The 19,887-nt window shown below is 63.9% G+C and carries 20 protein-coding genes; 13 read left to right on the plus strand and 7 right to left on the minus strand.

Annotation, left to right across the window (positions count from 1 at the left end; translation table 11 throughout):
• Window positions 1–535: LysR substrate-binding domain-containing protein (locus AC3WN8_RS27775; RefSeq protein WP_492672763.1), on the minus strand; the 535-nt coding region annotated here is incomplete at its 3' end.
• A gap of 89 nt (window positions 536–624) precedes the next feature.
• Here AC3WN8_RS27775 and AC3WN8_RS27780 point away from each other — a divergent pair.
• Entirely contained in the window at window positions 625–1,401 is a 777-nt protein-coding gene (locus AC3WN8_RS27780) for a ferredoxin--NADP reductase (protein WP_492672764.1), read from the plus strand.
• Window positions 1,402–1,492: 91 nt separating this feature from the next.
• A complete protein-coding gene (gene fdxA, locus AC3WN8_RS27785) occupies window positions 1,493–1,831 on the plus strand; it encodes a ferredoxin FdxA (protein ID WP_492672765.1) in 339 nt (112 codons plus the stop codon).
• A 46-nt stretch (window positions 1,832–1,877) separates the two neighbouring features.
• Here fdxA and AC3WN8_RS27790 read toward each other — a convergent pair whose 3' ends face one another.
• The gene (locus AC3WN8_RS27790; RefSeq protein WP_492672766.1) at window positions 1,878–2,372 is read right to left on the minus strand and encodes a YdeI/OmpD-associated family protein; all 495 of its coding nucleotides are present in this window, start codon (window positions 2,370–2,372) and stop codon (window positions 1,878–1,880) included.
• 194 nt (window positions 2,373–2,566) lie between these two features.
• Between AC3WN8_RS27790 and AC3WN8_RS27795 the strand changes: the two genes are divergently transcribed.
• The 4 genes from AC3WN8_RS27795 to AC3WN8_RS27810 all read left to right on the plus strand — a co-directional run bounded on the left by AC3WN8_RS27795 (window position 2,567) and on the right by AC3WN8_RS27810 (window position 9,556).
• A complete protein-coding gene (locus AC3WN8_RS27795; protein WP_492672767.1) occupies window positions 2,567–3,154 on the plus strand; it encodes an RNA polymerase sigma factor in 588 nt (195 codons plus the stop codon).
• Window positions 3,123–4,124, plus strand: a complete 1,002-nt coding sequence (locus AC3WN8_RS27800; RefSeq protein WP_492672768.1) for a FecR family protein — start codon at window positions 3,123–3,125, stop codon at window positions 4,122–4,124. Before AC3WN8_RS27795 ends, AC3WN8_RS27800 begins: the two co-directional genes overlap by 32 nt.
• 92 nt (window positions 4,125–4,216) lie before the next feature.
• Complete coding sequence (locus tag AC3WN8_RS27805; RefSeq protein WP_492672769.1) at window positions 4,217–6,790, plus strand: TonB-dependent receptor domain-containing protein; 2,574 nt, start codon at window positions 4,217–4,219, stop codon at window positions 6,788–6,790.
• 57 nt (window positions 6,791–6,847) lie between these two features.
• On the plus strand, window positions 6,848–9,556 hold the full coding sequence (locus AC3WN8_RS27810; protein WP_492672770.1) for a S9 family peptidase: 2,709 nt from the start codon (window positions 6,848–6,850) through the stop codon (window positions 9,554–9,556).
• Between the two features lie 88 nt (window positions 9,557–9,644).
• On the opposite strand, the gene AC3WN8_RS27815 is transcribed toward AC3WN8_RS27810, so the two are convergent.
• Window positions 9,645–10,502: a hypothetical protein gene (locus tag AC3WN8_RS27815; protein WP_492672771.1), complete on the minus strand. Its 858-nt coding sequence runs from the start codon at window positions 10,500–10,502 to the stop codon at window positions 9,645–9,647.
• A gap of 114 nt (window positions 10,503–10,616) precedes the next feature.
• On the opposite strand from AC3WN8_RS27815, the gene AC3WN8_RS27820 reads away from it, so the two are divergent.
• The 4 genes from AC3WN8_RS27820 (at window position 10,617) to AC3WN8_RS27835 (ending at window position 13,825) form a co-directional block, all read left to right on the plus strand.
• Window positions 10,617–11,240, plus strand: coding sequence for an NIF family HAD-type phosphatase (locus AC3WN8_RS27820; RefSeq protein ID WP_492672772.1), 624 nt, complete (start codon window positions 10,617–10,619; stop codon window positions 11,238–11,240).
• On the plus strand, window positions 11,237–11,557 hold the full coding sequence (locus tag AC3WN8_RS27825) for a MafI family immunity protein (RefSeq protein WP_492672773.1): 321 nt from the start codon (window positions 11,237–11,239) through the stop codon (window positions 11,555–11,557). Before AC3WN8_RS27820 ends, AC3WN8_RS27825 begins: the two co-directional genes overlap by 4 nt.
• Before the next feature lie 167 nt (window positions 11,558–11,724).
• Window positions 11,725–13,131 carry a hypothetical protein gene (locus tag AC3WN8_RS27830; protein WP_492672774.1) on the plus strand — a complete coding sequence of 469 codons (1,407 nt, stop codon included), beginning with the start codon at window positions 11,725–11,727 and terminating at the stop codon, window positions 13,129–13,131.
• Between the two features lie 127 nt (window positions 13,132–13,258).
• Window positions 13,259–13,825, plus strand: a complete 567-nt coding sequence (locus AC3WN8_RS27835; protein ID WP_492672775.1) for a methylated-DNA--[protein]-cysteine S-methyltransferase — start codon at window positions 13,259–13,261, stop codon at window positions 13,823–13,825.
• On the opposite strand, the gene AC3WN8_RS27840 is transcribed toward AC3WN8_RS27835, so the two are convergent.
• The 4 genes from AC3WN8_RS27840 to AC3WN8_RS27855 form a co-directional block, all read right to left on the minus strand.
• Window positions 13,822–14,277, minus strand: a complete 456-nt coding sequence (locus tag AC3WN8_RS27840) for a nuclear transport factor 2 family protein (RefSeq protein WP_492672776.1) — start codon at window positions 14,275–14,277, stop codon at window positions 13,822–13,824. The two genes, AC3WN8_RS27835 and AC3WN8_RS27840, sit on opposite strands and share 4 nt — an antisense overlap.
• Entirely contained in the window at window positions 14,274–14,831 is a 558-nt protein-coding gene (locus tag AC3WN8_RS27845; protein WP_492672777.1) for a carboxymuconolactone decarboxylase family protein, read from the minus strand. The genes AC3WN8_RS27840 and AC3WN8_RS27845 overlap by 4 nt, the downstream gene beginning before the upstream one ends.
• Window positions 14,832–14,878: 47 nt before the next feature.
• Window positions 14,879–15,460 (minus strand): hypothetical protein, encoded by a 582-nt coding sequence (locus tag AC3WN8_RS27850; RefSeq protein WP_492672778.1) that lies wholly within the window; start codon window positions 15,458–15,460, stop codon window positions 14,879–14,881.
• A 390-nt stretch (window positions 15,461–15,850) separates the two neighbouring features.
• The gene (locus tag AC3WN8_RS27855) at window positions 15,851–17,074 is read right to left on the minus strand and encodes a GGDEF domain-containing protein (protein WP_492672779.1); all 1,224 of its coding nucleotides are present in this window, start codon (window positions 17,072–17,074) and stop codon (window positions 15,851–15,853) included.
• Between the two features lie 247 nt (window positions 17,075–17,321).
• Here AC3WN8_RS27855 and AC3WN8_RS27860 point away from each other — a divergent pair, with 247 nt between their 5' ends.
• The 3 genes from AC3WN8_RS27860 (at window position 17,322) to AC3WN8_RS27870 (ending at window position 19,743) form a co-directional block, all read left to right on the plus strand.
• Window positions 17,322–17,912, plus strand: a complete 591-nt coding sequence (locus tag AC3WN8_RS27860) for a histidine phosphatase family protein (RefSeq protein WP_492672780.1) — start codon at window positions 17,322–17,324, stop codon at window positions 17,910–17,912.
• 218 nt (window positions 17,913–18,130) lie between these two features.
• Complete coding sequence (locus tag AC3WN8_RS27865) at window positions 18,131–18,496, plus strand: hypothetical protein (RefSeq protein WP_492672781.1); 366 nt, start codon at window positions 18,131–18,133, stop codon at window positions 18,494–18,496.
• A gap of 464 nt (window positions 18,497–18,960) precedes the next feature.
• Window positions 18,961–19,743: a 2-keto-4-pentenoate hydratase gene (locus AC3WN8_RS27870; protein WP_492672782.1), complete on the plus strand. Its 783-nt coding sequence runs from the start codon at window positions 18,961–18,963 to the stop codon at window positions 19,741–19,743.
• Window positions 19,744–19,887: the final 144 nt, after the last annotated feature.

Below are 19,887 nucleotides of genomic sequence, written 5' to 3' on the forward strand. Positions count from 1 at the left end.
CTTGCGTGGCGAGCGGGTGGGACGGGTTGCAGATCAGCACCAGTTCGTCGCCCAGCCATTCGGTCATCGACAGGTCCGGATGCGCCAGCTCGCCTTCGATCAATCCCAGGTCGAGCGAGAAGTCGGCGACCTTGGCCGCGATCGCCGCGGTGTTGCCGATCTCCAGCGTCAGCGGCGCTTCGGGATATTGGCGCGAATAAAGGTCCATCAACAGCGGCGCGACATGATTTCCGATCGTCTGCGTCGCCCCCAGCCTGAAGGATCCGGGGCCCAGCCGTCCGCTCAGCAGCGCATCGATCTCCTCCGCACGGTCGAGCAGATCGCGCGCGGCGGACAGTAGCGATCGGCCCGTTTCGTTGATCCTCAGCCGCTTGCCCGCCCGATCGAACAGCGGCTTGTCATATCGCCGTTCGAGTTCGAGCAGCGCCGCGCTCGCGGCCGATTGCGACATCGACAGTTCGGCCGCAGCGGCCGAGATGCTCTCCAGCCGGGCCGTCGCGGTGAAGATCTGGAGGTGGCGCAGGCTGAAACGCATACCCGGTTTATCGATGATCGATAGCGATATTACCAGTTTTTTCGATTTTCCGGAATGGCGTAGGCCGATGCCTCATCAGGAGCATCGTCATGGCAAGCCTGCGCACAGAGACTATCCTCAGCGTCAACCACTGGAGCGATCGGCTCTTCAGTTTCAGGACCACGCGCGATCCGTCGTTCCGCTTTGAAAGCGGCCACTTCGTCATGCTCGGCATCGATCTCGGCGGAAAGCCGCTGCTGCGCGCGTTCAGCATCGCCAGCCCCAATCATAGCGAGGAACTGGAATTCCTGAGCATCAAGGTGCCCGATGGCCCCTTGACCTCGCGGCTCCAGCATATCGCGCCGGGCCAGGATCTGTTCGTCAGCAACAAGCCGGTCGGTACTTTGGTGGTCCGCGATCTCCGGCCCGGCCGCAACCTGTATCTGCTCGCCACCGGCACCGGCCTGGCGCCGTTCATGAGCATCATCCAGGATCCGGAAACCTATGAGAAGTTCGAGCGCGTCGTGCTCGTTCACGGCGTGCGCACCTGCCAGGAACTGGCCTATGCGGATTTCATCACCAACGAACTGCCGCAAAATCCCTGGCTGGGCGAGGATGTCCGCGCGAAGCTGCTTTATTATCCCACGGTCACGCGCGAACCGTTCCGCAACATGGGCCGGATCACCCAGGCGCTCGATACCGGCAAGCTGACCGACGATCTCGGCCTGCCCGCGCTCGATCCGGCGCTCGACCGCGCGATGATCTGCGGCAGCAATGCCATGCTGGGCGATCTGTCCGCGCTGCTCGACGCACGCGGCTTCGCGGTCTCGCCGGGCATTGGGGAGCTTGGCGACTATGTGATCGAACGCGCGTTCGTCGAGCGATGAGCCGATCGCCGGGATGCGCCAGCATCCCGGCATAGGCAACGCCCGTCCGCGATCCCTTCACGCCTCGACTGGCCGAAAGGAAGGACGAGACATGACCCATGTCGTCACCGATGCGTGCATCCGATGCAAATATATGGATTGCGTCGAAGCCTGCCCGGTCGAGTGCTTCTATGAGGGCGAGACCATGCTGGTGATCGACCCGCGCGAATGCATCGATTGCGGGCTCTGCGTTCCGGAATGTCCGGCGGATGCCATCCTCCCGGATATCGACAAACACGCTGCCCCATGGCTGAAACTGAACGCGGCCTATGCGGCGCTCTGGCCGAATATCGCGCGTCGCAAAGCCGCGCCGGCGGATGCGGACGCCCATCGCGACGAGACGGACAAGTTCGAGAAATATTTTTCGGAGAAGCCAGGCTCCGCGATCTGAGATCAAGGCGCGGGTCGCACCGAGAGACTGTCGCCGAACCTCTGCTTCAGTTCCAGTCCCGCGCCAGAAACCGCTCCCTCGCTCCGCCCAGAACCCGGATCGCGCGCTCGACATTGCGTTGCCTGGCCTCGTCCGATTTCAGATTGGCGAGATAGCGCAGGATTTCCTTCCTGAGGCTGGGCGAAAGACTTTCCCAGCGATCCCTGGCCACGGGATTCCCATCCAGCCCGAGCGCGAACGCCGGCAGCATCTCATGCTGCGGACCGCGCCTATAGGCAGGATCGAAAACGACCGAGACTTCGACCGTGTCGCCCAGATCGGTGCCCGATGCCTTGCGGACCTTGCCGTCCAGATAGAGATAGAAGCTCCCGTCGCCCGCCGGCATCATGTTGATTTGCCATGCGGGATCGGGCTGGCCGTTCACCTGCACCAGAACGGGCATGGGCCGTTTCCAGCCGGCCTTGATCCGCGCCGCGCGCGCGGGGCTCACCATCACATAGGGATTGATCCCCTTGAGCTCGATCTTCGCTTTGAATTTCATCCGCAATGTACCGCACCGACGGGCAATCCATCATGGCTACAAGGTCCGGCCGGCCCAGGCGACAGGGATTTCAATATCCCCAAATGGCCGCTGCCACCGCCCCACAGTATTTTTTCTGGAAATTCGCTCCCGCTCAACGGAAACTCCGCGCTCGTGCATCGTCCCACTGAATCAGGAGCGGCGAAGCGGGTGATGTGAGCAGCGACAGGCAGGCACGGATCATGGCTTGGGTGGGGAGCGAGATCCTTCCCCACGAGGCGGACGTGCGCGCCTGGCTGCGGCGCACGCTCGACCCTGACGATCTCGAGGATGTGATCCAGGAGGCTTATGCCCAGATCGCGGGGCTCGCCGATATCGCGCATATCCGCTGCGGCCGCGCCTATTTCTTCACCGCCGCGCGCGCCTGCGTGCTGATGCGGCTGCGGCGCGCGCGCATCGTCCGGATCGAGACCGCGACCGAGATCGAGAGCCTGAACATATCGGAGGATGCTCCCTCGGCCGAACGCGTCGCGGCGGGCCGGCGCGAATTGGCGCGCGTTCAGCGGCTGATCGCCGGGCTGCCCGATCGCTGCCGTCGCATCTTCGAACTGCGCAAGATCGAGGGGCTGTCGCAGCGCGAGGTCGCGGCGCGGTTGGGGCTGGCGGAACACATTGTCGAGAATGACGTGGGCAAGGGATTGAAACTGATCCTGAGGGCGCTGGCCGAGGGCGAGGCGCAGGCGGAACAGGCTTTGGCGAAGATGGGAAATGATGGACGAGCGCGAAACAGCACAGGCGATTGAGGCGCACGCCGCCGAATGGGTCGCACGCCTCGATCGCAGCGACGATCCCGCCGCGCGTGCCCGGCTGGATGCGTGGCTGGCGGGCGACGTGCGCCGGCGCGGCGCCTTTTTCCGCGCACAGGCGGCCTATGCCATGCTCGATCGCGCCAGCGTGCTGCGCGGCGGCCAGGCCGAGGATGAACCCGCCGCCGACAATGATGCCGGGATCCCGCCCGAAGATGCCGATGCGGATCGCGGGCCGTCGCGCCGCCGCATGCTGTGGGGCAGTGGGGTCGCCGCCGCGGGGCTCGCCGCATCGGGCATTGGGTGGATGTTCAGGGGCAGCGGGCAACAGCATATCGAAACCGCGGTCGGGGAGATCCGCCGCGTGCCGCTCGACGATGGTTCGCTCGCCGCGGTCAACACGCAGACCAGGCTCGCCGTCTCGCTGAAGCCCGAACTGCGCCGCATCGTCCTCGACAGCGGAGAGGCCTGGTTCCAGGTCGTCAAGGATCGCACGCGCCCCTTTGTGGTGGAGGCGGGGGACATCCGCGTGCGCGCGGTCGGCACCGCCTTTTCGGTGCGGCGCACCGATGAGGGGGCGGAAGTGCGCGTGACCGAGGGGGTGGTGGAGGTCTGGCAGGTCGGCGACGAGGGCAATGCCCGCCGCGTTTCCGCCGGCTCCGCTGCCACCGTCAACATGGCCGTCCAGGCGCCGCCCGTGGTGGCCGCGCGCGACGATATCGATCGCGCGCTCTCCTGGCGCACGGGCCAGCTTATCCTCGATGGCGACAGCGTCGCGGAGGCGGCGGCCGAATTCAATCGCTATAATCGCATACAGCTGCAGGTGACGGACGACGCGCTCGGCCGCGAGAAGATGATCGGGCGTTTCCGCACCAACGAGCCCGATGCCTTTGCCCGCGCCGTCGCCAGCCTGATGGGGGCGCGCGTCGAAACCGCGTCCGATCGCATCCTGCTGTCACGCGACTGAAATAAATTTGCCCGCCGCGAACGGAAGCGCGCGGCGGGCACATCGTTCCCACTGAAATCCGAACGCATTCGGATCCAGCAAGGGGGGAAGATATGGGACATAAGGGATATCGCGGCGCGCTTGCCGCATCGGTCGCCATCTGCGCGGTCGCGGTCGCAACGCCGGCCATGGCGCAGACGCGCAGCTTCAACGTGCCCGCGCAATCCGCCGCCACCGCCATTCCCGAACTGGCGCGCCAGGCCGATGTCCAGATCCTGGTCAGCGAAAGTGCGGCGCGGGACAAGCGCACCAATGCGGTGAAGGGAAAGCTCACTGCCGATCAGGCGGTGCGCCGGCTGATCGCGGGCACCGGGCTGCGCATCATGTCGAGTGACGGGCGCACCTATACGCTGGCGAATGTCGCGGGGCAGGGGGCGTCGGGAAACGCCGACCAGTCCGCCGACCGCGGGGAGGGCGCGGGGCCGGAGGGTGAGGAAGCGGCCGTCATCATCGTCACCGGCACCAATATCCGCGGCAGCGCGCCTGCCGGTTCGCCGCTGATCCGCTATGATGCGGAGGAGATGCGTCGCACCGGCGCCGGCTCGGTCGACGATTTCCTGCGCAAGGTGCCGCAGAATTTCAGCGTGCTCGATACCAGCACTTATATCGGCGGCATCGCCAGCGGATCGATGGCCGCGGCGAATTTCACGCGCGGCGCGGCGGTCAGCCTGCGCGGTCTGGGGCCGGAGGCCACATTGGCGCTGATCAACGGCCAGCGCCTGGCGCCCGCCGGCCTGCAAAGCGCCTATGCCGATATTTCGGTGATCCCGATGACCGCGATCGAGCGCGTCGAGATATTGGGCGACGGCGCCTCCGCCATCTATGGCTCCGATGCGATCGGCGGCGTCGTCAATTTCATCCTTCAGCAGAAACTGAACGGCGGCATCACTTCGCTCCGCTACGGCACCGCCACGCGCGGCGGCGGCGAGGAGATCCGCTTCTCCCAGGCCGTGGGCGTCACCGACGATCGCGGCCGCGTGATGATCGCTTATGAATTCTTCGATCAGAACCGGATCGAGGCGAGCGAACGCGGCTTCGTCGCGCAAAAGCAGGGCAGTCGCGTCGACCTGACGCCCGATCGCCAGCGCCACAGCGTGCTGGTGTCCTCCGCCTATCATCTGACACCGACCACCGAAGTCTCGTTCGACGGCCTTTATTCGCGCCGCACCTATCGGCAGATCTATTATTCGCAATCGCTGCCCGAACAGGTCGATGACAGCGGCCAGGCGGCGACCACCCAGGCCAGCCTGGGCCTGGCGCAGGAATTGGGCGACTGGCGGGCGCGGTTGAACGGCACCTATTCCGGGTCCACCGTCCGCCGCCTGATGGTGCAGCCCAGCTTCTCCACGCCCACCAACGGCTTCATCCGCTACAAATATCTCGATTTCGCGGTCGACGGCCCGCTCGCGACTCTGCCCGGCGGCCCGCTGCTTCTCTCGATCGGCACATCCTATCGTAAGGAGGAATATCGGCCCACCGACGGTCGGACGATCGGCATGACGCTCTCCCGTAACGTCAAAAGCGCCTTTGCCGAATTGCGCGTGCCCGTGATCGGGCCGGAGAATGAACTGCCCTTCGCCAAATCGATCAACCTCTCGGCGGCGCTGCGCCACGATCGCTACAGCGGCATCGGCAACACGACCAATCCGAAGGTCGGGGTCGAATGGAACGTCAATGATTGGCTGCGGCTGCGCGGCAGCTATGCCAAATCCTTCCGCGCGCCCTTGCTGTTCAACCTGGCGCCGGCGCTGCAATCGGCCTTCACTTATGATTTCCCCGATCCGGCCTCGCCGACCGGCCTCACCAACACGCTCGTCGATTCATCCTCCTATAATCCCGATCTCAAGCCCGAACGCTCGCGCTCCTTCACGCTCGGCTTCGATGTGCAGCCGACGGGGCGTTACGGTCCGCGCCTGTCGGTCACCTATTTCGACGTCGATTTCCGCGATCGCATCACCACGCCGCCGCTCAGGGGCTCGATCTTCCTGGCCTATAGCCAGCTCGATTCGCTGAAATCCTTCATGAATTTCGCGCCCACCCAGGCCGATCTCGCGTCCTATTTCGCGAGCCCCTTCTTCGTCGATATCGCCGGCCGCGGCCCCGGCGACGTCAAGACAATCTTCGATTTTCGCCCGCAAAACCTGAAATCGCAGGTCTCGCGCGGGCTCGATATAGAGGGCAGCTACGCCTTCCCGCTGGGGCAGGGCACGCTGACCGCCGACGCCAATATCAACTATATGCTCGACCTGAAGGTACAGGCGACGCCGGACATGGCGGTCACCAGCCTGCTCGATCAACTGAGCGGCCCGCTCAGCTTCCGCGCACGCGGCGGCGTCACCTGGTCGAACGACGATGTCGTCGCCTCGCTCAAGCTCAATCATGCGCGCGGCTATCGCAACATCACCATCACCCCCAACGAACAGATCGGCGCCTATACGACTGCCGACTTGCATCTCTCCTGGAAACTCGCCGAAGCCACGGTGGCGCTGGACGTGGACAATCTGTTCGACGTGAAGCCGCCCGTCGTCCACACCAATATTCCCGGCGCCTATAATCTGGGCTTTGATGCGGTGAACGCATCGGCGCGCGGGCGCTATGTGGCGCTCAGCCTCACCCATCGCTGGTAACCGCCCGGCGCATCTTCCCCGCCCATTTCGCGCTCCGCGCTCAACAGAGGTGATCTCATGAAAATTGTCCGTCGGCCGTTCGCCGGCCTGTCCAGCCGCGTCTTCGCACGGTCCATGCTCGGCTCCGCCCTGGTCGCAGCCCTTGCGGTGGCTCCGGCGGGGGCAAAGCCCGCCGAAACCGCCGCCGCCCGGAAACCCGTCGTGACGCTGCGCGACATCTTCGCGATGCAGGGGATGGGCACCATGGTGACGGGCAGCGATGGCAGCTTCGCCTATGCCCGCGAACGGCCGGCCGATGCGGGCGGAAATTTTGGCGGCGGGCGCCTGCTGAGCGGAGAGGTGGGCGGGGATCTGGTCCTTGTCGAGCGATCGGCCAGGGGGCACACCACCCGCGTCGTCGCCCCCGCATCGGCGGATGCGACGTTCCTGCCCATCGCCTTCTCGCCCGGCGGGCGGCGCCTGCTCCTGCTCAGGGCGGCGCAGGCGGGCACCCAGGTCGGCGTCTACGACCGCACCACCGGAACCCTGCATTTCTTCGATGCCGCCCCCAGCATCACGTTCGATCCGACCCGGCGATTGACCGGCACCGATCAGACCAACCTCGTCTGGATCGACGAGGATCGTTTCGCCTATGCGGCGCTGCCCAGGGGGGAGCAGCCGTCCTTCTCCAATCTGCGCTGGGACAATCAGGCGCGCCTTGCGGCGGGCCGGGAAGCGAGCTGGGCGGGCCGGCAGCCGTCGTTCCGGATGATGGTGTCGGGCGGCGAACCGGCGCCGCGGGCGGGCATGCTGATCCTGGCCGATGCGGCGAACGGCACCAGCCGGGAACTGGGCCAGGGCCTGTTCTCCGATCTGGAGCGCTCGCCCGACGGGCGCTTCCTCGCCGCGAACCGCCTTTATGATTTCGCCCCGCCGCCGGCCGAACAGCAGCTCAATTCGCTGTACGATGCCAGCCGCTCGTCGCGGCTCAGCCTGTTCGATCTGAACGCGGGTACGCAGCTTTCATTCGGCCTGCACCGCGCCGTTCGCGGCACGCTCTCCTGGTCGCAGGCGGGGCAGCTCGCTTTCATCGAGCCCGATCCCGACAGCCGCGATCGCGCCGTCGCGCTCAATATCCTCGATCCTGCCACGCTTGCCGTCACGCCGCGTTCGCTCAAGGGGCTGGCGGTCGCCTCGGCGCGCCAATGGGGCGGTTTCCAATTGCCGCTGCGCCCGCTCTGGCTGGGCGGCACGATCGTCGTCATCGCCCGTCCGTCGGACCGCGAAACCGCCGGCTATTTCAAGCCCGTCGAGGTCGGCGGGCGCGGGGCGGGGGAGAAGAAGGCGGGCAAGGCCCCGTCGCCTTTCCTGGTCGCGGCAACGGGCGATCCGGTGCCGCTGGCCGCCGATCTCGGCGATCCCGCCACCACGCTCAGGATCGTGGGTGATCGCCTGCTGGCGATCACCGGCGGAGCGCTGCGCAGCTATGACGCGCAGGGCGGCACGCGAACCATCGCCAAACTGCCGGATGCGGCGAGTTTCGTCGAAACCGGCGCCGATCGGGCGGCGATGGCCACACAGGCGCTGCTTTCGCTGGCCAGGCGCGACGGGACGCCCGAATTTGTGCGGATCGATCTGCGCAGCGGCCGCCTGGGCGATGGCATCGCCGTCCCCAGGGGCGAACAGGCGCTGGCCGCGAGTGCCGCCGCCATCGTCACGCGCAAGGACGATGCCGCCGGCTCCAGCGTCACCGTACGCGGCTTTGACGGGCGCGAGAGCCGGATCGAGACGCTGAACGCCTTTCTGGGCGGACGGACGATTCCGCGCTGGCGCCCCTTATCCTATCGCTCGTCGCAGGATGCGCGCGCATTGACGGGTTGCATGGTGCTGCCCCCCGATTATCGGCCGGGGCGGCGCTATCCGCTGATCGTCGAAGTCTATCCCGGCGTGCGCAACAGCGGCTGCGCCGATCCTGCTGTCGATCCGCACCCCTTTTCCGCATCGGCCATCGCGGCGATGAAGGGCGAATTGCTTGCGGCGCGGGGCTATATCGTCCTGCAGGCGAGCATGCCCGGCGATCTTCACCGGTCGGACGCGGGGCCGATCGACCTGATCGATGTGGCCGCCAAGGACGCCGCCGACGCCGCGATCGCGCAGGGTTTCGCCGATCCCAAGCGCATCGGCCTGAACGGCATGAGCCAGGGGGCGATCTGCGCGCTGTGGATCGCGACGAAACAGCCGATGTTCCGCGCCGTCCTGGCCACCTATGGCTGGGTCGACAACTGGACGCACTATTTCGAAAACGGCGTCACCCGCATGTTCAACGCCGATTTCCCGCCCGTCGGCAGCGCCGAACGCTTCGAAATCCCCTTTGGCGATTTCGGCCTGGGCAAGACGCCGTTCGAGGATCCGCTGCGCTATATCCGGACGAGCCCGCTGGTCCACGCCCCCGCCATCACCGCGCCCGTCCTGCTGATGAACGGAGAATTGGACGCGTTCGACAAGGCGCAGTTCGACATGATGTTCACCGCCCTGTTCCGCCTGAACAAGCGCGCCGACTACATCACCTATTGGGGCGAAGGCCATTCCCCCTCCAGCCCCGCCAATCTGCGCCATATGTGGGCGGCAACCCTCGCCTTCTACGACCGCTCCCTCGCCATCGCCCGCGACGATCGCGGCGATATCGTCTGGGACGGCGACGTCGCGAAGGCGGCGGACGCCGGCCGGACGAAGGACACCGAGTGGTTCATGCGGCATGATGGGGTGGAGGATGCGGGTGGCGGTTGAGACGGCGTCGATATCGGCACTCCGCCGAGTTTCACGGGCTTCACATCTGCCGAAGTACGTGCCCTGATCGGCGGGCGCCGTCCCTTTTTCACCCTTCAAGCTGTTTGCGGCGGAGCGTCCAGCCGAGCAGCGCCATGATCGCGCCGCCGATGGCGAAGATCGTGCCGGCGACGGCGAGGAACAGCGGGATGTTGCCCAGTTCCTGGTTCCTGTCCGCCAGCGCGAAGCCGGTCAGCGCGAGCAGTGCGCAGACGGCCAGGACGATCAGGCCGCCGCGGATCCGGACGGTCCAGAAATTCGGCTTCACGATCACGCGCCGTTCGATCACGTCTTGATATTGCCGGACGATCTTGTCCGCCTGTTGCGCGGCCGCGCGCGAGACGGGGACGCGCAGAGTGCCCCGGATGGTCTGGAGCGTGAAGCGGCCCGGATTGCGCGGCACCGTCATCGCGGTGCCGAATTCGATCATCGGCGGATCGGACGCGACATAGCCGACGCGCTGGAAGCGCGTCATGCCGGTCGTCGCCAGCCCGAAATAGCGATCGCCGATCAGCACGCCGTCTTCGGAAAAGATCACCTCCAGCCCGTCCTCGGGGATGGTATGGGGTAGGCGATAATCATTCTCCAACTTGCGTTCGGCGAAGCGGCCATCGATCTCGCGATAGTGCTGCAACTGATCCGCCGGCACCGTCCAGCGCGCGATCGCCGTCCGCCCGCTCCGCATCGCGCCGACGATGCGGGCCGCCCACAGGAAATTGGCGAAAAGCGCGGCGCCGAGGATCGCGGCGAGCAGGCCGAGGCTGATCGATGCCGCGCTGCGCCCCGTTTCATGGCCGAGCGTTGCCATCTCGTACCAACCCAGCCCGACGGCGATGGTGCCGCCCAGCGCGACCGTGCCGCAAATGACCGCATTGCGCCCCGGACGACGCACCCCCCCGTTCCTCATGCCGACGACACTCCCCGTCGATCGCTATCGCTCGGACATCATGCCCTAAAAGCGGCACATAGTCGCCAACCGCGTGGGTGTGGCGCCGGGAACGGAAGCGGCTATGCTGACCGGATGGACAGGCGACCACGCGACATCGAACGAACCCTGCTTATCCTCGACCTGGATGAAACGCTGATCCATGCCTCTGAAACGGCGCTGGACCGGGCGCCTGATTTCCAGGTCTATGGCTATCACGTCTATCTCCGGCCGCATCTGTCGGAGTTTCTGGAGGCCGTGCGCCGCGATTTCGATCTCGCTGTCTGGTCCTCGGCTTCGGATCCCTATGTCTGGGCGGTGGTTGAGCGCTTGTTCGGCGACGCCTTCGATCTCCAGTTCGTCTGGGGGCGGAGCCGGGCGACGCTGCGCCGCATGGCGAACGATGGCAGCGGCTATATGCTCGATCCCTGGGATCACATGCACTATCTGAAGCCGCTGTCGAAGGTCAGACGGATGGGGTGGCGGCTGGAGCGAGTGCTGATCGTCGACGATACGCCCGAGAAATGCGCGAAGAATTTCGGGAATGCCGTCTATCCACGCCCCTATGAGGGCGATGAGGATGATACCGAGTTGAGGCTGCTATCATCCTATCTGACCACGTTGAAGGACGAGGCTAATGTGCGGCGCATAGAGAAGCGCCGCTGGCGTGATCAGGTCGCGGCGATGAGCAGCGGGGTTGTCGAGGGGCGCGGACCGTGACGGCATTGGCGGCGGCGCTGTACGCCATCGGCTTGATCGGTGGCACGGCCCTTGTCGCCTTCCTCGTTCGCACGGTGCGAGATCGGCGGGAACATCAGGCGCTGGTGAGCACGCTGGAATTGGCGCTGGAGAGCGAGCGGGAGCGGCTCGGCGCCGAACAGGCGGGTTTCGTCGCTGAGTATATCGCGCATGGCGAATTCGGGCTCGCACACGAGCATATCGTCGATGCGCTGGCTGATCTGAACCTGATGCCGCTCGATCGGACGAGTGCGCTGCTCAAACAGGCGGCAGCCGCGCAGGAAACACTGCTGCGGTGACGGCAGCAACTGGAGCAATCCGCTGAACGCTGGATGAAAATGGCACCAGGTGTTGATCGCGCAGATGGCAGTGTCTTGAAGATCCGGTAGTGTTGAGGGTGGAAGCTCGTCACGGCGAGCTCCGCAGGAATGATAGCTAGGCCAAGGGCCAGTTGATAGGGAATAGCGTGGGGCTTTCACTGGATTCTAAGGAGAAGGCGGCAATTGCCTCGTTCTTCGAACAAACCGAGGCGGCACTCTGCACCACGCCGGAACAGGTCGCCGCCGCGGTGAACGCGATGCTTTCCGGGGAAAATGCGAGTCGCATGGTAAATCAGGTCACGTTCAATGTTTCTCATGCGTTGAACGACGAGGCCCAGGCCATCATCCAGAACGTCTGCAAGGGGCTAGGCGCGCTGGCGAGTGACGAAACCAATATCGGAAATATGTTGTGGAAAAGCGCGGCGTCGCGCCTGACCGATCGGGAATCGGTGCAGGATGCGACAAGGAGCTTCCTGCTTGGAGTGGAGGCAAGCGCGAACACGGTTCGGCGATACATTGCGGAAAACAGACTGGTGGCGCTTCAAGGGGTCGATCGGCTACAGATTGGGCCGGTGTCCGTCGTGTCAGGAGACTGGCTTGCCAAGGATCTCAGTGAAAACACGCTTGGCAACCAATGGATTGTGGAGGTCGGAGAACATGGCCTTCGCCCGGCGAAGGACGGCCGGTTCACCTTTGCGGTTTCCCCCTGCAACTGGGATATCGGTATTGTCGCCGCCCGGGCAAATCTTGAGGAGGAAGCTGCCTGGCTGGCAGGAGTTGCCGTCTCTCTGCTGCGCTTGACGGCGGCCGGCACTATCGGCCCTTTCGTCGGCGGTCTGGGCAAGACCGAGCCCCATGTCTTTCGCGATTGCTTGGGAGACAAGACGGCGATCACTATGGATGACGGCGGAATCACGGCTGGAGGTTGGTCGCGCCCGGCCAAGTATCAAATATCGCCGGAAACCATCACTCGCTGCTCAATGCCCGCGTTTCGGGAGATTGCCGAACACGTTTTTTCACCGCCCAGAAAGAGCGTCGCCGAACGCATGCGGCAATGCCTGGGATGGCTGGCACGCGGACGGCAGAGCGAGGATCGAGCGGAGCGCTTCCTCTATTTCTTCACCGCACTGGAGTCCCTGCTGTCGAGCGATGACAATTCGACGCCCGTCACACAGACGATTGCGCGGAATGTCGCGACGATCCTAACGGACGATCCGACTGCCCGGTCCAGAAACGCGAAACTGGTCAAGTCGCTCTATTCGGCAAGATCCGGCTTGGTCCACGCCGGCCGACGCGGCGTCAACAGACGGCAGGCCAACACGATCGAGCATATTGTAGAACTTGTATGCTGGCGCATCCTGGATCAGGTGGTGTTGTCGCAATCGGTCCGGGAGTTCCAGGAAGCCCTGCTCTACAACAGTTATGGATCGGCATGGGGTGATGCATCCAAGGGCCGTTTGATCGAGATCGCAACGCCCGAAGCGGGTGAAGTGCAGGACGATGCTGGTGAAGAGTTCTGGGATCAGATGGGGACGGATGAAGGCGAGGGTTAAGCTGAAGGCGCAGGCCTGACGCGGACCGACTCTGGGAACCGATCCATCGCACTGCCGATCCGGTGCAGCGATATGGTTTCGCGCTAACACGATCCTATATCGCCGTTATGGAATGGGGAGTGCAGCAATGGCCCGCAGAAACCATTATCGGCTTTTCGAGACCAGGGCGGGCTTTGCCGCGATCGGCTGGAACGACACCGGCATCTCCAGCCTGCGCCTGCCTGCGCCGACCGCGCTTGAGACCGAGCGGGCGATGGCGCGGCGTATGCCCGGCGCGTCGCCCGGCGAACCGCCCGCCGATGTGCAGGCGGTCATCGACGCGGCCATTCGCTATTTTGCCGGAGAGCGCATCGATTTCTCGGGTGTGACGGTCGATCTCGGCGAGCAGGAGCCTTTCTTCGCGCGCGTCTACGATCATGTGCGCACGCTGGGCTGGGGTGAGACGACCACCTATGGCGCGGTCGCGCAGGCGCTTGGCGGCGGCCCCGAATATGCGCGCGATGTGGGGCAGGCGATGGCGAAGAATCCCGTCCCGCTGATCGTCCCCTGCCACCGCGTCACTGCCGCGGGCGGCAAGATCGGTGGCTTTTCCGCGCCCGGCGGCTCCATGTCGAAAGCGCGGATGCTCGAACTGGAAGGCGTGGCGACGGTCGCGCCGCCCCAGAGTCCGGCGCAGCAGGGCTTCGACTTTTAGCCGTCGAACGCGATCACTCCGGGGTCACCCACGAACAGCCGGAAATCGGCGATGCGCCGGACGATGCGCCAGGTGCCATTGTCGCGGCGCCAGCTGTCGCGATATTCGCCGCTGGTGTCGAACCAGTTGGCCGCGCCATCGCCGGCGCCGATATGGCGCGCCTGGACATAGCAGGCGCTGACCGGCATCGCCGGATCGCCAAGGTCGATGATGAGGCTGCCCAGCAGATGCTGCGACGGGCCGCAATGATCGAGGTAGCGCCGGAACATGGCCCGCAACGCCGCCAGCCCGGATCCCGTCCGCCCCTCGCCATAGTCGAACCGGACATCCTCGGCGAAAACACCGTCGAGCCCGTCCCATTGCCTGGTGTCGAGCAGGCGGGCGAAGCGCCCGAGCTGGTCCGATACCGCCGCGCGGATGTCCGCTGCCGCCTCCACCAACGCCTCAGTCAATGCGCTTCGCCGATTTCGAGGATCGAACAGACCGTGTCGAGGCCGAGGACGTGCGCCACGCGGCCGCTGGCGATGAAGGATACGACGCATTGGCTGAGATCGACGATTTCCTCGTCGCTGAATTGTGCCTTCGCGATCGCCCAGAAGGCCTCGTCGCGCGCAAGCCCTTGCGGATCCTGGCAGAAGCGTTCGGCATATTCGATCGCGATCCGCTCGCGGTCGCTATAGCCCGGATAGATCCGCCAGTTCGTGACGTTCCGGTAGAATTCCTCGTCGGGCGCCGCGCCATTCTCGATCACCGTCTGCGACGCGTCGATCGACTGGGCGTCGTAGAAATCCCTGAGATCCCGCTTGGCGCGAAAGGCGCGGCAGACCATGCAGCCGTTGATATCGGCGGTGCGTGCGCGTGCGCCCTCGAAGATCCGCAGCGGCAATCGGGCCTTGCGATACACCGCCTGCGAGAAATTCTTCGACGCCGCGACCATCTCGCCCGAAAAATAGTCGCCGAGTGAGGAAAACGGATCGGGATCATCCTCGGGTATCGCCACGCGCATCGTCTCTCTCCTTCAGGGGGGAACGCATTTGGAAAGGCGATGCGCGTCTAACCATCCAGGATCGCCATTTCATAACTCTGGCAGACCGGGTCCATCGTCAGCATGCCGCGCCCGACGAGCTGGACCTGGTTCAGCCAGGCGAGCGTCGGGTGGGCGGGGTCGATCTCGATCTGGCCCGTCAGCATGATCGGCGCTTCGCCGCGCAGATGCGCCGCCATGTCGCCCACCGAGACATATTGGAAGAAGAACGGCGTGCCGTCCCCGGCCTTCAATGCCATGCGGACGGTGACGTGCGCCGCGTGCGGCCCCTGCAGATAGCTTCCCATGCCGACGCTCAGGCTGACCATGCCCAGCGCGTCGTTGCGCCATTCCACCCGGCCGAGCCGCGCCGCCAGCCGGGTCGCGATCGGCCCGGCATGACTGACCGAGAAGTCGGGAAAAACGTCGAGGGTACCGAACGGACGAAGCTTCATTGTCATATCCCCGGCACTCCATCCTTCGCCGGCCGCCCGGCCGTGCGTTTCACCATCGCCATATGCCGGTACGGCACGCGCCGCACCGGCGACCGAAACCGCGCAAAGGCCCCCGCCCAGGCTTCGCAGAAGCTGGCGCCTGTCAAGCTGTTCCATGCCCGCTTTCCATCTGCCCGGCTTCGCTACGATGCTTCCGCGCCCCCGGCACCCCTGGGGGAACCGTACACGCCGCACGCACACTCAATAGACATCGACCTTTAGCTTCAACTCGCCTTCGGTGCTGGAGCGGATCGGCGGACGGGGCTGGGGGAGCCGGGGCTCTTTCGTCGGGCGACACGGTCGGGGAGGCGTGAGAGGGCCGCGTTGGTGCCCCACTGGCCGATCGCTGCGCGCGCCTATCTGCATGGCGAAGCTGACGGAAATTACGGCGCCACTTTACTAAATAGCCGAATTAAGTCATCGCCTTGAGGTCTGGTCGGCTCTTGTAAGGGGATGTCCGGCAAGAGCTAGTCGAGGCCTGCGGGCCATGTATTCATGCCGCATTTATTAAACTGGCATCGAAATTCCACCGTAGTTCAGCGGCGGCCAGGTTTGGTTTCGGCCGTTGCGCTTGGCTTCATACAAGGCCGTGTCGGCAGAAGAGATCAGATCCTCCAGGGAAATATCGGAGACCGTGGCGGAGGCGACGCCGAAACTCGCGGTCACGACCGTGGATCGCCCCGCGCTTTCGTTGGGAATACGGAGCGCGGCAATCGCCTGCCTGATCCTCTCCGCGACCGGGATCGCATCGGCGATTCCGGTATTCGGGAGTAGAACCAGGAATTCCTCGCCGCCGCAGCGCACCGCTAAATCATCGCTGCTCCGCAATTCAGCGACGGTGCAGGCTCCGATCTGCTTCAGGCAGGTGTCTCCCGCAGGGTGACCATAGAAATCATTGAATCCTTTGAAGTGATCGATGTCCATCATGATGACCGAAACGGGTGATCGCGCCGCCTCGCCCCCTTTCCAGATTTCGGCGCCGCGCGTATCGAGAAAGCGCCGGTTCGCAAGGCCCGTCAGTGCATCGTGGTTCGCTTCCGCGTTCTTCGCCTCAACCCTCAATCCATCGAGCACGGATTGAAGATAAGCCAGGCGAAAATCGCCCTCGCGCTGGAAGTTCGAATTCAAGGTCATCCACGCGCAAGAGAGAAGGAGCATGCCTTGCGTGAATGCGATCGGCGTTGCCATGTGGTGCGCTGCCGGCGCCCCCATCACGTGCACTGCGGCTATCGACAGCGGCAACAACGCGCAGATAAATAAGGAAACGCCTATCGCATAATGATGGGCAAGCCGTTGCGATGTATTTGCATACATCGAAAGCATCACCAGGAAATACAAGTATTGAGATGAATAGGCGGATTCCGTGAAGAAATAAATGATCGAAACCTGTAGCGCAATCGCGACGGGAATGGATGCGGCCGCCAGCTCGCGGATTGCCTTGCGAGGCCGTCTTTGCAGCAGGGCATAGACGAAGATCATCCACGGGGTCAGAATCAGAAAGTGGATCGCGAGCGCGAGCCGCAGAGTGTCTCGCGCGAGCAGATAGTCGCCGGCAAGAAAGAAATTGTAGATAAGGATCGTCTTGAGCGTCATCACCCGCAGGAGTTCGGCGCGGCTGTCTCGGGTATCGTCTTCGAACCGAGCTTCAAGCCACCCTGGAAAAGTCGAATTTTTCCGGCCGCCCCGAATAAGGCCTTCTATGGATTCGATGGAGATTGTTTGCGCTGCCATGGCGCACTCTTTTTTATTTTTCTGATTAATATCTCAATAAAGTCAGTAAGTGGCTGATATACGTGCCTTATAAATAGTTCGGTCAATTCTGGGACTCGCAACCGCCATCTGCGTCCGAGCGTGAAGCCGAAGCGCCCGAAAAGCGAGCATCCGTTGTTGTGTGGATAGTTGCCGGGCAGCAAGCGCCCCGGTAGCGGCCGAAGGGCGGCCTTGTAAGAAGGCCGGAACCCGGCGTTGAAGGTGTTCCGTGGCCATATCGTCGCAAAGCAAAATCTTTCTGGTTCGGCATGGTGAAACCGAGTGGAACGCCGCTGGCCGCTTTCAAGGCAAACGCGACTCTCGGCTGACCGAGAGGGGCGTGGCACAGGCAGAGGCATATGGAAGGCAGCTTGCGGCGACATCGGTCGGGATAGACACGTTGGTCGCAAGCCCATTGGGGCGAGTGCGCGAAACCACTGTCATAATCAGATCTTTCGGGAAATTTCCTGAAGCACAGTGGGACGCTCGAATTTCAGAGGTCTCGGTTGGCTCGTGGGACGGCCTGACACATATAGACATTGATGCTCAGTGGCCGGGGGTGCTGAACGGAACGACTCCATTCGACTGGTTCTTTCGATCGCCTGATGGCGAAAGCTACGAAACTGCCTTGGCGCGAGTGAGCCAGTGGCTGGATAGCGTGCACGGTGTCGTGCTTGCCGTGTCCCATGGCTTGATAGGCCGTCTCATTCGGGGGGCTTATCTCAATTTGACCAAGGATCATGCTCTCGCTTTGCCGGTTCCGCAGGACGTAATCTGGCAGTTGGCCAATGGGTGCATCGAACCTATCCACGTTACCTGACACGCATCGCGAATGCCCGCTGCCAGAGGATATCGAGTCCAAGCTGCCTGTCGCAAAACCACACGGTTTGAGTATGCCAAGAGCGGACCGACCGGAGGCGCCCCAGACTGCGCCGTTCATCGCCAATCCGAGGCGGCTTTATTGCTGACATTGGCGATAGCCGTAGGATTGATGGTATCAATGTGCAGGTGAGGCATCGCAATTGGAGGGAAGCGGAGATGAGAGGGTGCCTTTACGTTGGTGGCCTGATCATCATTTTGATAGCGGTGGGCATCTATTTCATTTCTCCGCGCCCCACTCATGATGGGGTGGAACTAAAGGCGGTCGCGGCTGAGTCCCTCCGGCTGATGGCGGCTTACCCGCAGCAATATGTTGATGTTCCGGCAGATAAGTGGCCGCCTGCGATCGCCGCCCTGAAGCCTCTGTCGGTCACCGTCCGTGACGGGATGGTGGATATCCCCATAAAGCCAGGCTTTGACGGCGGCTGGGGGTATGGCTTCGCATTGGATAAGCGAGACCTCACCATGCTTGTGGAGTGCTGGTCGGAACTGGGCCACGGCGTATATTGGCACGGCCCCTGCTGATCAAAACTCCATAGGGTGCGTCGTCGCTCAGGTTCTGGCTCGGGCGGCGTCCACTTTGGCCGAAATCCAGCATCGTGCCACTTTAAGGCAAGCGAGCGCGGGGGCCAGCGCGCAAACCACGACGGTTCTCCGCCGCGACTGATCAATAAAGGAATGACGGCTTTTGGGGGCGCCGATCGGCGCAAGGAAAAGCCCCAATTAGTGAGCGAAGCGGTCATCATCACGATCATGGACGAACGGCCGCTTTTGGGCGTGCTGACTTGAAGCTGGAATGTCTGAGAATAGGGCGCATAGTGGTCACGGCATGGTTGCTGTTCAAACGTCCGCACCCAGATGTGGAGCGCGCTATCCGTAACGTGACCGACCGCCATCAGCCGGCTGCCGCGGTTCCTTTCTCCCGACGCGCACGATATGCGGTTGAAAGCGCCGCGGCTTTATCGAGGGCAACGGGGGAGGGGCGAAACATGGACGACAGGAACCAGGCGGCTTCGGATTTGCTCCATGCGCACTGGATGAAAGGCACGCGCATCGACGGACTGCCGCCGGCGTTGCGTCCGGCCGACGAAGCGCAGGGCTATGCGATCCAGAAGTTGATCGAACGCCGCAGCGCGGAACCGCTTTTCGGCTGGAAGATCGCGGCGACCAGCGCGGCGGGGCAGGCGCATATCCAGGTGACGAACCCGCTCGCCGGCCGGCTGCTGTCCGAACGTGTGCTGGATGATGGCGGAACCTGCGTGCTGGGCACCAATCTGATGCGCGTCGCCGAACTCGAATTCGCATTCCGCATGGGCGATACGCTGGCGCCGCGCGCCGATCCCTATTCGCCGCAAGAGGTTCTCGATCGCGTCGAAACGCTGCACCCGGCCATCGAGATACCGGACAGCCGGTTCGACCATTTCGAACGCGTGGGCGCGGCGCAGATCGTCGCGGACAATGCCTGCGCCCATTATTTCCTGCTCGGCGCGGCATCGCCGCCCGAATGGCGCGCGATGGACCTGGCGGCGCATGCGGTGACCGGCATCATCAACGATACCGAAATCCATCACGGCATCGGCCGCAACGTGCTGGGCGATCCCAGGATCGCACTCGCCTGGCTGGCCAACCGGCTGTCCAGTCTCGGCATAGCGCTGGAGGCGGGCCAGGTCGTCACCACCGGCACCTGCGTCGTCCCGATGGCGATCGAGGCGGGCGATCGGGTGCGCGGGGATTTCGGTGCGCTGGGAACGGTCTCGCTCTCGATCGCTTGAACCGTGGCCGAGGGACTAGAGTTTGATCCATCTGAGTCGAAACACCAACCATCTTGTCATTCCCGCGTTCCCGGGCACGACGATGTTCTAACTCGCTGGAAGTAGTCATCTGAACCTTGAGGTAGTCCCCGGATTGGCAGCTTC

The sequence above is a fragment of the Sphingobium sp. FW305-3-2-15-F-TSA7 genome, assembly GCF_058787155.1.

Excerpts from the sequence above, each read along its gene's own strand:
- AC3WN8_RS27780 (WP_492672764.1), top strand. The coding sequence starts at position 625 with ATGGCAAGCCTGCGCACAGAGACTATCCTCAGCGTCAACCACTGGAGC.
- fdxA (WP_492672765.1), top strand. The coding sequence starts at position 1,493 with ATGACCCATGTCGTCACCGATGCGTGCATCCGATGCAAATATATGGAT.
- AC3WN8_RS27865 (WP_492672781.1), top strand. The coding sequence starts at position 18,131 with ATGAGAGGGTGCCTTTACGTTGGTGGCCTGATCATCATTTTGATAGCG.
- AC3WN8_RS27855 (WP_492672779.1), bottom strand. The coding sequence starts at position 17,074 with ATGGCAGCGCAAACAATCTCCATCGAATCCATAGAAGGCCTTATTCGG.
- AC3WN8_RS27800 (WP_492672768.1), top strand. The coding sequence starts at position 3,123 with ATGGACGAGCGCGAAACAGCACAGGCGATTGAGGCGCACGCCGCCGAA.
- AC3WN8_RS27805 (WP_492672769.1), top strand. The coding sequence starts at position 4,217 with ATGGGACATAAGGGATATCGCGGCGCGCTTGCCGCATCGGTCGCCATC.
- AC3WN8_RS27835 (WP_492672775.1), top strand. The coding sequence starts at position 13,259 with ATGGCCCGCAGAAACCATTATCGGCTTTTCGAGACCAGGGCGGGCTTT.
- AC3WN8_RS27790 (WP_492672766.1), bottom strand. The coding sequence starts at position 2,372 with ATGAAATTCAAAGCGAAGATCGAGCTCAAGGGGATCAATCCCTATGTG.
- AC3WN8_RS27820 (WP_492672772.1), top strand. The coding sequence starts at position 10,617 with ATGGACAGGCGACCACGCGACATCGAACGAACCCTGCTTATCCTCGAC.
- AC3WN8_RS27815 (WP_492672771.1), bottom strand. The coding sequence starts at position 10,502 with ATGAGGAACGGGGGGGTGCGTCGTCCGGGGCGCAATGCGGTCATTTGC.
- AC3WN8_RS27850 (WP_492672778.1), bottom strand. The coding sequence starts at position 15,460 with ATGGAACAGCTTGACAGGCGCCAGCTTCTGCGAAGCCTGGGCGGGGGC.
- AC3WN8_RS27870 (WP_492672782.1), top strand. The coding sequence starts at position 18,961 with ATGGACGACAGGAACCAGGCGGCTTCGGATTTGCTCCATGCGCACTGG.
- AC3WN8_RS27810 (WP_492672770.1), top strand. The coding sequence starts at position 6,848 with ATGAAAATTGTCCGTCGGCCGTTCGCCGGCCTGTCCAGCCGCGTCTTC.
- AC3WN8_RS27845 (WP_492672777.1), bottom strand. The coding sequence starts at position 14,831 with ATGCGCGTGGCGATACCCGAGGATGATCCCGATCCGTTTTCCTCACTC.